Below are 12,534 nucleotides of genomic sequence, written 5' to 3'. Positions count from 1 at the left end.
TTACTCCAGGAACAGGCTGGCGGGTTGTTCGAGCAGGCCGCGAATGGCCTGGATGAATTGCGCCGCGTCCATGCCGTCGACCACGCGGTGATCGAACGAGCTGGAGAGGTTCATCATCTTGCGCACCACGATCTGGCCCTTGATCACCATCGGCCGTTCGACGATACGGTTGACGCCCACGATGGCCACTTCCGGCAGGTTCAGCACCGGCGTGCTGACGATGCCGCCCAAGGCTCCCAGGCTGGTCAGGGTGATGGTCGAACCGGACAGTTCATCGCGGCTGGCCTTGCCATTGCGCGCAGCAGTGGCCAAACGCGCGATTTCCTCGGCGTTGCCCCACAGGCTGCGGGCTTCGGCGTGACGCACCACCGGTACCATCAGGCCTACGTCGCTCTGGGTGGCGACACCTACGTGCACCGCGCCAAGGCGGGTGATGACCTGGGCTTCATCGTCGTAACGTGCATTGATCTGCGGGAAGTCCCGCAACGCCACGACCATGGCGCGCACGATGAACGGCAGCAGGGTCAGCTTGCCGCGCGTGGCGCCGTGCTTCTCGTTGAGGTGCACGCGCAACTCGTCGAGGGCGGTGACGTCGATCTCTTCCACATAGCTGAAGTGCGCGGCACGACGGGTAGCGTCCTGCATGCGCTGGGCGATCTTGCGGCGCATGCCGATCACCGGGATCTGTTCTTCGTCGTTGCGTTCGGCGTAGGGGTTGGCAGCGGTTTTGGTGGGCGCCGCACCCTGGAGCAAGTAGGCGTCCAGATCTTCATGCAGAATCCGGCCCGCCGGGCCAGTGCCCTGCACCAGACGCAGTTGAATCCCGGCATCCAATGCGTGTTTGCGCACGGCAGGAGAGGCCAATGGGCGTTCGTCGGCTTCGCGTGCCACTGGGGCCCGGGCTGCGACGGCCGGCGCTGGTTTGCTTTCAGTGGCCACCGGCGCAGGCTTGGCTTCAACCACCGGTGCAGCCTTCGGCACTTCCTTCGGTGCTTCTTTCACGACCGGCGCGTCCTTGGCGTTGCCCGCACCTTCCACTTCAATGCTGATCAAAATACTGCCCACGGCCATGACTTCACCTGGCTCGCCGCCGAGGGCGATCACTTTGCCGTGCACGGGCGAGGGAATATCCACCATCGCCTTGTCGGTCATGACATCCGCCAGCACCTGGTCTTCGACGACCATGTCGCCGACCTTCACATGCCACACCGACAGTTCGACTTCCGCGATGCCTTCGCCAATGTCCGGCATCTTGATAACGTGCGTGCCCATTCAGACCTCCATGACCCGTTTCAACGCCGCGCCCACTCGGGACGGCCCTGGGAAATACGCCCACTCCTGCGCGTGCGGGTAGGGCGTGTCCCAACCCGTGACGCGTTCGATTGGCGCTTCCAGGTGATGGAAGCAATGTTCCTGCACCAGCGACACCAGCTCGGCACCAAAGCCGCAGGTGCGGGTGGCTTCATGCACCACCACGCAACGGCCGGTCTTCTTCACGGATTTGACGATGGTTTCCAGGTCCAGCGGCCACAGGCTGCGCAGGTCGATGACTTCGGCGTCGATGCCGGTTTCTTCGGCGGCGACTTGCGACACATACACGGTGGTGCCGTAGGTCAGCACGGTCACGGCCGAACCCGGGCGCACGATGGCGGCCACGTCCAGCGGCACGGTGTAGTAACCGTCCGGCACCTGGGCTTGCGGGTGTTTCGACCACGGGGTTACCGGGCGGTCGTGGTGGCCGTCGAACGGGCCGTTGTACAGGCGCTTGGGCTCCAGGAAGATCACCGGGTCATCGTTTTCGATCGAGGCGATCAGCAGGCCCTTGGCGTCATAGGGGTTGGACGGCATCACCGTGCGCAGGCCGCAGACCTGGGTGAACACCGCTTCGATACTCTGGCTGTGGGTCTGGCCGCCGTAGATGCCGCCGCCGCACGGCATGCGCATGGTCAGCGGCGCAGTGAACTGGCCGGCCGAGCGATAACGCAGGCGGGCGGCTTCGGAGATGATCTGGTCGGTGGCGGGGTAGACGTAGTCGGCGAACTGGATCTCGGCGACCGGGCGCAGGCCATAGGCGCCCATGCCCACGGCCACGCCGATGATGCCGCTTTCGGAGATCGGCGCGTCAAACACCCGCGAGCTGCCGTACTTGGTCTGCAGGCCTTCGGTGCAACGGAACACGCCGCCGAAGTAGCCGACGTCCTGGCCGAAGACCACCACGTTGTCGTCTCGTTCGAGCATCACATCCATGGCCGAGCGCAGGGCCTGGATCATGGTCATGGTGGTGGTGGTCATGGCGGTTTCCGGTTTGATGCTGTTGTTGTGATCGTTCATGTCAGACCCCCAACTCTTGACGCTGGCGCTTCAAGTGCTCCGGCATCTCTTTATAGACGTCTTCGAACATGGTCGCGGCGCTTGGAATCTGGCCGCCGGCGAGGGTACCGTACTGTTCGGCTTGTTTTTGCGCCGCAATCACTTCGGCTTCAAGTTCGGCACTGACCGCCGCGTGTTCCTCTTCGGACCACTGGCCAATCTGGATCAGGTGCTGCTTGAGGCGGGCGATCGGGTCGCCCAGAGGGAAGTGGCTCCAGTCATCGGCTGGGCGGTATTTGGACGGATCGTCGGAAGTGGAGTGCGGGCCGGCGCGGTAGGTGACCCACTCGATCAGCGTTGGCCCGAGGTTGCGGCGCGCACGCTCGGCAGCCCAGGCAGAAGCGGCGTACACCGCGATGAAGTCGTTGCCGTCCACGCGCAGGGAGGCGATACCACACCCCACGCCGCGTCCGGCGAAGGTGGTGGCTTCACCGCCGGCAATCGCCTGGAAAGTGGAGATGGCCCACTGGTTGTTGACCACATTGAGAATCACCGGCGCACGGTACACGTGGGCGAAGGTGAGGGCGGTGTGGAAGTCGGATTCGGCGGTGGCACCGTCGCCGATCCAGGCGGAGGCGATCTTGGTATCGCCCTTGATCGCCGAGGCCATGCCCCAGCCCACGCCTTGTACGAATTGGGTGGCGAGGTTGCCGGAAATCGTGAAGAAACCAGCGTCTTTCACTGAATACATGATCGGCAACTGGCGGCCCTTGAGCGGGTCGCGCTCGTTGGACAGCAGTTGGCAGATCAGGTCCACCAACGGCACGTCGCGGGCCATCAGGATGCTTTGCTGGCGGTAGGTGGGGAAGCACATGTCGTCGATGTTCAAGGCCAGGGCCTGGGCGCTGCCGATGGCTTCTTCGCCAAGGCTTTGCATGTAGAACGACATTTTCTTCTGACGCTGGGCGACCACCATGCGGTTGTCGAAGATCCGCGTCTTGAGCATGGCACGCATGCCTTTGCGCAGGATCTCGACGGGGACGCCTTCAGCCCAGGGACCGAGGGCTTGGCCCTGGTCGTCGAGCACGCGGATCAGGCCCTTGGCCAGGTCGGCGGTGTCGGCGGGTTCTACGTCGATGGCGGGTTTGCGCACCAGGCCGGCGTCGGTCAGGCGCAGGTAGGTAAAGTCGGTCTTGCAGCCTGGGCGTCCCGAGGGTTCAGGCACGTGCAGGCGCAGTGGTTCGTACTGCTGGGTCATGGCTTTCTACGCTCTATCTTGTGAATTTCTTGTAGTGGGCGCGCTAGCTGACAGTCAGGCTCCGGGTAGGAGAAATCTTGTCCTACAACAATCATAGGCGTGGCGTAGAAGAATATTTATCTCTGTTTCGTTGCACCCGCGATCATTTGCGGATAAAAAACCTGCATAAACATAATAAACAGGTGATTTTGTCTCATGCGCAAACTGGACCGTACCGATATCGGCATTCTCAACGCCCTGCAGGAGAATGCGCGGATCACCAACGCCGACCTGGCCCGCTCGGTCAACCTGTCGCCCACGCCGTGTTTCAACCGGGTCAAGGCGATGGAAGAACTGGGCCTGATTCGTGACCAGGTCACGCTGCTGGATGCCGACCTGCTGGGGTTGCACGTCAACGTGTTCATTCATGTGAGCCTGGAGAAGCAGAATGAGTTGGCGTTGCAGCAGTTCGAAGGCGCGATCTCCGACCGGCCCGAAGTGATGGAGTGCTACCTGATGGCCGGCGACCCGGACTACCTCATCCGTGTACTGGTGCCGACGATCCAGTCGCTGGAGCGCTTCATGATGGACTTTCTGACCAAAGTGCCGGGTGTCGCCAATATCCGCTCCAGCTTCGCCCTGAAACAGGTGCGCTACAAAACCGCATTGCCGCTACCGGCCAACGGCATCAACCTGGGTTAGAGGTGGTTGACCGGAATCTTCAGGTACACCACACCATTGTCCTCCGCCGGCGGCATATTCCCCGCCCGCACATTCACCTGGATCGCCGGCAGCAACAGCGTCGGCATTCCCAGCCCGGCATCGCGCCGGGTGCGCATTTCCACAAACGCCGCCTCATCCACCCCGTCATGCACATGGATATTCCCCGCGCGCTGCTCGGCCACCGTGGTCAGGCACTTCGCCGCACGGCCTTCAGGCGGGTAGTCATGGCACACGTACAACTCGGTTTCCAACGGAAAGGCCAACAGCTTGCGCATCGACGCATACAACTGCCGCGCATCGCCGCCAGGGAAATCACAGCGCGCCGTGCCGACGTCCGGCATGAACAGCGTATCGCCCACCAGAATCAACCGATCCTCGATCAAGTAGGCCATGTCTGCCGGGGTATGCCCCGGCACGTGCAGGGCCTGAGCCTTCAGGCTGCCGATGTGAAAGATTTCATCCGGTGCAAACAGGTGATCGAACTGTGACCCGTCGACCCGAAACTCCGGCTCCAGGTTGAACAGGTTCTTGAATACGTCCTGCACTTTGCTGATGGATTGCCCGATCGCGATCTTGCCGCCCAGCGTGCGGCGCAGGTAGGGCGCGGCGGACAGGTGATCGGCGTGGGCGTGGGTTTCCAACAGCCAGTGCACCTGCAAGCCGTGCTCGCGCACAAAGCGGATGACCTTGTCGGCCTGGGCGGTGTCGGTGCGCCCCGAGGCCGGGTCGTAGTCGAGCACCGAATCGACGATGGCACAGGGGCCGCCGTCGGTTTCATAGACGACGTAGGTGAAGGTCGACGATGCCTCGTCCAGAAAAGCGTGAATCAACGCTGGCATGGCGGCTGTCCCCGATGAAGAAAAAAGTGGTTACAATCAGTTTACGTTTACACATAATGTTTTGAGCTTAAGTGACATAAAGGACCCGAGGCAAATGGAATCTACTCTGAGTGAGGGCGAAGTCGCCCAACTGCGTGCATCGGCGTCCAAGGCCTGTTCCTTGCTCAAGGCCCTGGCCAATGAGGACCGTTTGTTGATCCTGTGCCAACTGACCCAGGGCGAGCGCAATGTCGGCGAGCTCGAAGCCCTGACCGGCGTGCGTCAGCCCACGCTGTCACAACAGTTGGGCATCCTGCGCGACGAAGGGTTGGTCGCCACCCGTCGGGAAGGCAAGTACATCTTTTACGGGCTGGCCAGCCATGAAGTGATTCAAGTGATGAAGACCTTGTCCGGGCTGTACTGCGGCGCGGTCATAAAAAGCTGGGCGTGACGCCATCCGGCAGCGACCCTTGTGTGCATGTATAAAAAAGGCGATAGACCATGACCGAACAACACTGGGGCCCAACCATCAGTGGCGATATCGTAGTCATCGGCGGCGGCTCGGCAGGCATCGGCCTGCTGGCCAGCTTGCTCAAGCGCGACCCCCACCTGAACATCACCCTGATCGAACCGAGCGACCATCACTGCTACCAGCCCGCCTGGACGCTGGTGGGCGGCGGCGCCTACGACGTGAAAAAGACCCGTCGTCCGCTGGCCGACGTACTGCCCAATGGTGTTACCTGGGTACAGGCGGCCGTCACCGAAGTGCTGCCGGACGAGCAGGTGCTGGTCCTCGACAATGGCCAGCGCGTTAGCTGGAACAACCTGATCGTGTGTCCCGGCCTGCGCCTGGCCTGGGAGAAGGTCGAAGGGCTGCAAGATACGCTGGGCAAGCATGGCGTCACCTCCAACTACAGCTATCAGCACGCCGCCTACACGTGGGAGCTGGTGCAGCAACTCAAGGGCGGCAAGGCGATCTTTACCCAGCCGGCCATGCCGATCAAATGCGCGGGTGCACCGCAGAAAGCCCTGTACCTGTCCTGCGATCATTGGCTCAAACAGGGCGTGCTGAACACCATCGACGTCGAATTCGACCTGGCCGGCGCCGCGCTGTTCGGCGTGGCGACCTTTGTACCGCCACTGATGAAGTACGTGGAAAAGTACAACGCTCGCCTGGCATTCAACTCCAATCTGGTGAAAGTCGATGGCCCGGCCCGCAAGGCCTGGTTCGAAGTGAAAGACGCCGAAGGCCACGTCAGCGTTGCAGAAAAGTCCTTCGATATGCTGCACGTGGTTCCACCGCAAGTGGCCCCGGATTTCATCCGCCAAAGCCCGCTGGCCGACGCCGCCGGCTGGTGCGAAGTGAACCCCCACAGCCTGCAGCACCTGCGCTACCCGCACATCTTTGGCCTGGGCGATGTGTGCGGTACCACCAACGCCAAGACCGCCGCTGCAGTGCGCAAGCAGATCGTGGTGGTCGCCGAAAACCTGCTGGCCCTGCGCAGACAGGCGCCGCTGCCGCTCAAGTACGACGGCTACGGTTCCTGCCCGCTGACGGTGGAGAAGGGCAAGGTGGTGCTGGCCGAGTTTGGCTACGGCGGCAAGCTGCTGCCGACCTTTCCCCTGGACCCGACCCAGGCGCGCCGCTCGATGTGGTTCCTGAAGGCCACCTTGCTGCCATGGTTCTACTGGAACGGCATGCTCAAGGGCCGCGAGTGGCTGACCCGCCTGAGCAAGGTGGACTGAATGCTGCTGGCCAGTGTGTTGGGATTATTGATGGGCCTGGTCATGGGCCTGACCGGCGCAGGCGGTGGCATCCTCGGAGTGCCGGCGCTGGTGCTGGGGTTGGGCTTGAGCATGACCCAGGCCGCACCGGTGTCGCTGCTCGCCGTGGGCGCAGCGGCAGCGGTGGGCGCCATCGACGGTTTGCGCCACGGCCTGGTGCGTTACCGCGCCGCGTTGCTGATCGCCTTGCTGGGCGCGCTGTTTTCGCCGGTGGGGGTGTTTCTTGCCCACCAACTGCCGGAAGCGCTGCTGATGGGCCTGTTCAGTGCATTGATGGTGCTGGTGGCCTGGCGCATGTTGCAGCGTGAAAAACGTGAAGCAGGGCCAAGTGACCATGGCGCCGCGTCCTGGGGCCAGAAGAACTGCATGCTCGACCAGCAGACCGGGCGCCTGGCCTGGACCGCCAAATGCAGCGCAACCCTGGCCGCCCTCGGCGCAGTGACCGGTGCGGTGTCCGGCCTGCTGGGCGTCGGCGGTGGCTTTCTGATCGTGCCGGCGTTCAAGCAACTCACTGACGTGCAGATGCGCGGCATCGTCGCCACGTCCCTGATGGTGATCAGCCTGCTCTCGTTGATCGGCGTGGCCGGTGCGTTGCATGCCGGTGTGCGCATCGAACCACTGGGCTGGGTGTTCATCGGCGCGAGCATCGTCGGCATGCTCGCTGGTCGGCGCCTGTGTTCGGTGATTCCCGCACGCACCTTGCAGGTGGGGTTTGCCAGCCTGTGTCTGTTGGTGGCGGCCGGAATGCTGTTCAACGCGTTGCTCTGAGCCGGAGGCAGGACCGTGTTGAGGCAGGTGTCGGCCTAGGGTGTTGATACCTGTCAACACCGCCTGCGGCATTTTGCGCCATGCTCACAGCTTGATTCGAAGGCTGACGGAGCCCGCCATGAACGCCCCCGCGACAACCGCTGCATCCTTCAAGCTGCCCCTCGGCCTGGTAGTCGCTGTGCTGGTGATGGCCGGGGTGCTGCTGCCGCTGCCCGCCGACTTGCCGGTGGCCGGGCACCGCATGCTGGCGATCCTCGCGTTTGCCGTGGTGGTGTGGATCACCGAAGCGGTGTCTTATGAAGCCAGCGCGATCATGATCACCTCGCTGATGGCCTTTCTGCTTGGCACCGCGCCGTCGCTGCAAGACCCCACCCATCTGATCGGCACCAGCCCGGCCATCAGCATGGCGCTCACCGGGTTTTCCAACCCCGCGCTGGCGCTGGTAGCGGGGGCACTGTTTATCGCGGCGGCCATGACCCACACCGGGCTGGACCGGCGCATTGCCCTGGTGACCCTGAGTCGCGTCGGCACCAGCACCCGGCGCATCCTGCTGGGGGCGATTGCGGTGACCATCCTGCTCAGTCTTGTAGTACCCAGCGCCACGGCGCGCAGTGCCTGCGTGGTGCCGATCATGATGGGGGTGATCGCTGCGTTTGGCGTGGACAAGCGTTCTAACATCGCCGCCGGCATCATGATCGTGGTGGCCCAGGGCACCAGTATCTGGAACGTCGGCATCCAGACCGCCGCCGCGCAAAACCTGCTCACCGTCGGCTTCATGGACAAGATGCTCGGCCAGCGTGTGTCCTGGATCGACTGGCTGGTCGCTGGCGCACCGTGGGCGTTGATCATGTCGGCGGTGTTGCTGTTCCTTGTGCTCAAATTGCTGCCGCCGGAAACCGACAGCATTCCCGGTGGCAAGGAGGCGGTGGCGCAGTCGCTGGTGGAGATAGGGCCGATGACCGGGCCGCAGAAGCGCCTGTTGACCGTTTCGGTGCTATTGCTGCTGGCGTGGGCCACGGAAGGGCGCTTGCACAGTTTCGACACCACCTCGACCACCTACGCCGGGTTGGTGTTCCTGCTGTTGCCGGGTATAGGCGTGATGACCTGGAAGGACGTGCAGTCGCGAATTCCTTGGGGCACGGTGATTGTGTTCGGGGTTGGCATCAGCCTTGGCACGGCGCTGCTGACGACCCAGGCCGGGCAATGGTTGGGGGCTACGGTCGTGGCCCACACGGGGTTGGATCAGGTCGGGCCGTTGGGTGTGTTTGCGATTCTTGGGGCGTTCTTGATCGTGATTCACCTGGGGTTTGCCAGCGCCACGGCGTTGACCTCGGCATTGCTGCCGATTCTGATTGCGGTGTTGCAGACGTTGCCGGGGGAGTTCAGCCGCCTGGGAATGACCATGCTGTTGGGGTTTGTGATGAGTTATGGGTTTATCCTGCCGATCAATGCGCCGCAGAATATGGTGTGTTTGGGCACTGGGACGTTTACGGCGCGGCAGTTTGCCAAGGTGGGGGTCTTGGTGACGGTGGTGGGTTATTTGTTGATGCTGGTGTTTGCGGCGACTTATTGGAGTTGGCTGGGCTGGGTTTGAAATTGGGTGGGTGTCTTCAGTGCGCAAGGGGCCGGTGTAGGGGGGCGGCTTGCCTGCGATTCGGGCATCTCGGTAGATCAGGCCTACCGGGTTGAGGCTATCGCAGGCAAGCCAGCTCCCACCTTTGACCGAGTTCGGCGCTGAGTAATTAGTGGGTTTTGAGGCCGTCGCACTTGGTTGAGAGATCAATCACCTACCTGCTTTTCTGTGGGAGCTGGCTTGCCTGCGATGCGGGCAACTCGGTGCATCAGGCACACCGGGTTGATGCCATCGCGCATTTGGTGACTGCTGGCGCTCTTCCAGAAATTGAGCCGCGCAAGAGCAGAAAACCCAGCGTGGCCGCTACCTGGGTAACGGATAGGGACCCAGGCCATAGCTGCACCCCCAACCCCAACATGGCAAGATGAACTCCGCTCAGGTTTACTACTCCCTGAGTAATGGTTCTACCGACGTTCCTCGTCGGGTCATCTAGGTCATTGAATGAACAAATACACCCCCCACACCTGGGAGCCCCACGAGCGGCCGAGCCTGCCCGGTTCGCCGTCGACACCGTTGCACCCGACGCACAAGCGCTGGCTGTTCGCGTTGGTAGGCGTGCTGGTCGCGATCACCGGGGGCTTGGGAAATGCGTTGGTCATCGCCAACCTGCAATACCTGCAAGGCGCACTCGGCGCGACCACGGCGGAAATGGCCTGGCTCCCCGCCGCCTACGTGATGACCAATGTCTGCATGAACCTGCTGCTGGTGAAGTTCCGCCAACAGTTTGGTTTGCGCGCATTCACCGAAGTGTTCCTGGTGCTGTACGCGCTGGTGACCTTCGGCCATTTGTTCGTCAACGACCTCAACTCCGCCATCGCCGTGCGGGCGGCCCACGGGATGGTGGGCGCGGCGCTGAGTTCATTGGGTCTGTATTACATGATCCAGGCATTCCCGGCCAAGTGGCGCTTGAAGGCGCTGGTGCTGGGGTTGGGCACCGCGCAGCTGGCGTTACCCCTGGCGCGCCTGTTTTCCGAAGACCTGCTGCAAATCGCCGAATGGCGCGGACTGTATCTGTTTGAACTGGGCATGGCGCTGATCTGCCTGGGCTGCGTATTCCTGCTTAAGCTTCCCCCCGGCGACCGCTTCAAGACCTTCGAAAAACTCGACTTCCTCACCTTCGCCATCCTCGCCAGCGGTGTCGCTTTGCTTTGCGCCGTGCTGTCCCTTGGGCGTATCGACTGGTGGCTGGAAGCACCCTGGATCGGCGTGGCGTCGGCCTGTTCCCTGGTGCTGATCATGGCCGGCCTGGCCATCGAACATAACCGCGCCAACCCGATGCTCATGACCCGCTGGCTCGGCAGTGGCGTGATGATTCGCCTGGCACTGGCGGTGATCCTGATCCGCATGGTGCTCTCCGAGCAGTCCACCGGCGCGGTGGGGTTCATGCAGATGTTGAACATGAGCTACCAGCAGATGCACACGCTGTACGTGGTGATGCTGGCCGGGGCGATTGCCGGGCTGGTGGTCAGTGCCTTGACGATCAACCCGGCGCATTTGCTGATGCCGCTGGTGATTTCCCTGGCGCTGATGGCCACGGGGTCGGTGATGGACAGCTTTTCCAGCAACCTCACGCGGCCACAGAACCTGTACATCAGCCAGTTCCTGCTAGGCTTCGGCGGTACGTTCTTCCTCGGGCCGACCATGGTGCTGGGCACCAAGAACGTGCTGACCAACCCGCGCAACCTGGTGAGTTTTTCGGTGATGTTCGGCATCTGCCAGAACCTCGGCGGCCTGATTGGCGCGGCACTGCTGGGGACGTTCCAGATCGTGCGCGAAAAGTATCACTCCAGCATGATCGTCGAACACCTGACCCTGCTCGACCCGCGTGTGGCCGCGCGGGTGCAGAGCGGCGGCTCGGCCTACGGTGGCATCGTCGCCGACCCCGAACTGCGCAACCTGATGGGCATTCGCAGCCTGGCCACGGCGGCAACCCGCGAGGCAAACGTGATGGCCTACAACGATGTGTTCATGCTGATCGCGATCATCGCGATACTCACCATGATCTGGATCTTTATCCGCAGTCTGTGGCTGATGAGCACCACCAAGGCAGCAGCCCCTTCCGTTCAACCCAGCGGCGCTTCTTCATGACCGAACCGACTTCTACCACCACGACCACCAACGCCATCGCCTCCACGCCGGAGGGCACCACGCCGCCCGGCGCCACGGTCACCGAGCCACGCTCGTTGCGGGTGCGCATCATCTCGTCCCTGGGCTTTGCCGCGATCGCCATCGTCGGGGTGCTGATCGTGTTGTATGCCTGGCAGTTGCCGCCCTTCAGCAGTGCGGTGGAAACCACCGAGAACGCCCTGGTGCGAGGGCAGGTGACGATTATCGGCCCGCAACTCAGCGGTTATGTGTTCGAAGTGCCGGTACAGGATTTCCAGTACGTGAAGGCCGGTGACCTGCTGGTGCGCCTCGACGACCGCATCTACAAGCAACGCCTCGACCAGGCGCTGGCGCAATTGGCGGTGCAGAAGGCGTCGCTGGCCAATGTGGTGCAGCAGCGCAACAGCGCCGAAGCCACCATCCAGCTGCGCCAGGCGGCACTGGCGGACAGCCAGGCGCAGGCGCGCAAGAGCACGGCCGACTTGCGTCGCAATGAAGAGCTGATCAGTGACGGTTCGGTGTCCAAGCGTGAGCTGGACGTGACCCGCGCCGCCAACGCGCAGACCATCGCGGCCGTGGCCCAGGCCCAGGCCAGCCTGGAAATCGCGCGCCAGGACCTGCAGACGGTGATCGTCAATCGCGGCTCCCTGGAAGCGGCCGTGGCGAGTGCCGAGGCGGCAGTGGAGCTGGCGCGCATCGACCTGTCCAACACCCGCATCACCGCGCCACGCGATGGGCAACTGGGGCAGATTGGCGTGCGCCTGGGAGCCTACGTCAACTCCGGTGCGCAGTTGATGGCGCTGGTGCCGAAGCAACTGTGGGTAATCGCCAATATGAAAGAAACCCAGATGGACAATGTGCAGGTCGGCCAGCCGGTGACCTTCACGGTCGATGCCCTGAACCATCGTAAATTCCATGGCACGGTGCAGCATATTTCCCCGGCCACCGGCTCGGAGTTCAGCCTGTTGCAGGCGGACAATGCCACCGGCAACTTCGTGAAGATCGCCCAGCGCGTGCCGGTGAGAATTACGGTTGATCCGGATCAGGCCGAGAGCGAGCGGTTGCGCCCCGGGTTGTCGGTGGTCGTCAGTATCGACACCGCAGGCCGTCTGAAAAACAGCCCGCCCTGACACACTATCTTGCCGGCGATGGGG

At 62.8% G+C, this 12,534-nt stretch carries 11 protein-coding genes; 7 read left to right on the top strand and 4 right to left on the bottom strand.

From position 1 onward, the window contains the following. The 3 genes from BM70_RS0104495 to BM70_RS0104485 are packed head-to-tail and all read right to left on the bottom strand — an operon-like array spanning nt 1 to nt 3,568. Nucleotides 1-1,272, bottom strand: a complete 1,272-nt coding sequence (locus tag BM70_RS0104495; protein WP_025854887.1) for a dihydrolipoamide acetyltransferase family protein — start codon at nt 1,270-1,272, stop codon at nt 1-3. Beyond that, the gene (locus tag BM70_RS0104490) at nt 1,273-2,331 is read right to left on the bottom strand and encodes an alpha-ketoacid dehydrogenase subunit beta (RefSeq protein ID WP_025854886.1); all 1,059 of its coding nucleotides are present in this window, start codon (nt 2,329-2,331) and stop codon (nt 1,273-1,275) included. 1 nt (nt 2,332) lies between these two features. Further along, entirely contained in the window at nt 2,333-3,568 is a 1,236-nt protein-coding gene (locus BM70_RS0104485) for a 3-methyl-2-oxobutanoate dehydrogenase (2-methylpropanoyl-transferring) subunit alpha (protein ID WP_025854885.1), read from the bottom strand. A gap of 195 nt (nt 3,569-3,763) precedes the next feature. Between BM70_RS0104485 and bkdR the strand changes: the two genes are divergently transcribed. Then, a complete protein-coding gene (gene bkdR / locus BM70_RS0104480) occupies nt 3,764-4,249 on the top strand; it encodes a Bkd operon transcriptional regulator BkdR (RefSeq protein WP_010209335.1) in 486 nt (161 codons plus the stop codon). Here the strand turns inward: bkdR and BM70_RS0104475 are convergent. Further along, nucleotides 4,246-5,109, bottom strand: coding sequence for an MBL fold metallo-hydrolase (locus BM70_RS0104475; RefSeq protein WP_025854884.1), 864 nt, complete (start codon nt 5,107-5,109; stop codon nt 4,246-4,248). The genes bkdR and BM70_RS0104475 overlap by 4 nt on opposite strands. 94 nt (nt 5,110-5,203) lie before the next feature. Between BM70_RS0104475 and BM70_RS0104470 the strand changes: the two genes are divergently transcribed. The 6 genes from BM70_RS0104470 (at nt 5,204) to BM70_RS0104445 (ending at nt 12,510) form a co-directional block, all read left to right on the top strand. Then, the gene (locus BM70_RS0104470; RefSeq protein ID WP_005789341.1) at nt 5,204-5,539 is read left to right on the top strand and encodes a helix-turn-helix transcriptional regulator; all 336 of its coding nucleotides are present in this window, start codon (nt 5,204-5,206) and stop codon (nt 5,537-5,539) included. Between the two features lie 50 nt (nt 5,540-5,589). Then, a complete protein-coding gene (locus BM70_RS0104465) occupies nt 5,590-6,834 on the top strand; it encodes an FAD/NAD(P)-binding oxidoreductase (RefSeq protein WP_025854883.1) in 1,245 nt (414 codons plus the stop codon). After that, complete coding sequence (locus BM70_RS0104460) at nt 6,835-7,641, top strand: sulfite exporter TauE/SafE family protein (RefSeq protein WP_025854882.1); 807 nt, start codon at nt 6,835-6,837, stop codon at nt 7,639-7,641. 118 nt (nt 7,642-7,759) lie between these two features. Further along, nucleotides 7,760-9,235, top strand: coding sequence for a DASS family sodium-coupled anion symporter (locus BM70_RS0104455; RefSeq protein ID WP_025854881.1), 1,476 nt, complete (start codon nt 7,760-7,762; stop codon nt 9,233-9,235). A 480-nt stretch (nt 9,236-9,715) separates the two neighbouring features. Beyond that, nucleotides 9,716-11,362, top strand: coding sequence for an MFS transporter (locus BM70_RS0104450; RefSeq protein WP_025854880.1), 1,647 nt, complete (start codon nt 9,716-9,718; stop codon nt 11,360-11,362). Further along, nucleotides 11,359-12,510 (top strand): HlyD family secretion protein, encoded by a 1,152-nt coding sequence (locus BM70_RS0104445; protein ID WP_025854879.1) that lies wholly within the window; start codon nt 11,359-11,361, stop codon nt 12,508-12,510. Before BM70_RS0104450 ends, BM70_RS0104445 begins: the two co-directional genes overlap by 4 nt. Nucleotides 12,511-12,534: the final 24 nt, after the last annotated feature.

This window comes from Pseudomonas sp. CHM02 (assembly GCF_000612585.1).
Lineage (GTDB): Bacteria > Pseudomonadota > Gammaproteobacteria > Pseudomonadales > Pseudomonadaceae > Aquipseudomonas.
This window is presented reverse-complemented; position numbering and strand designations above follow the sequence as displayed.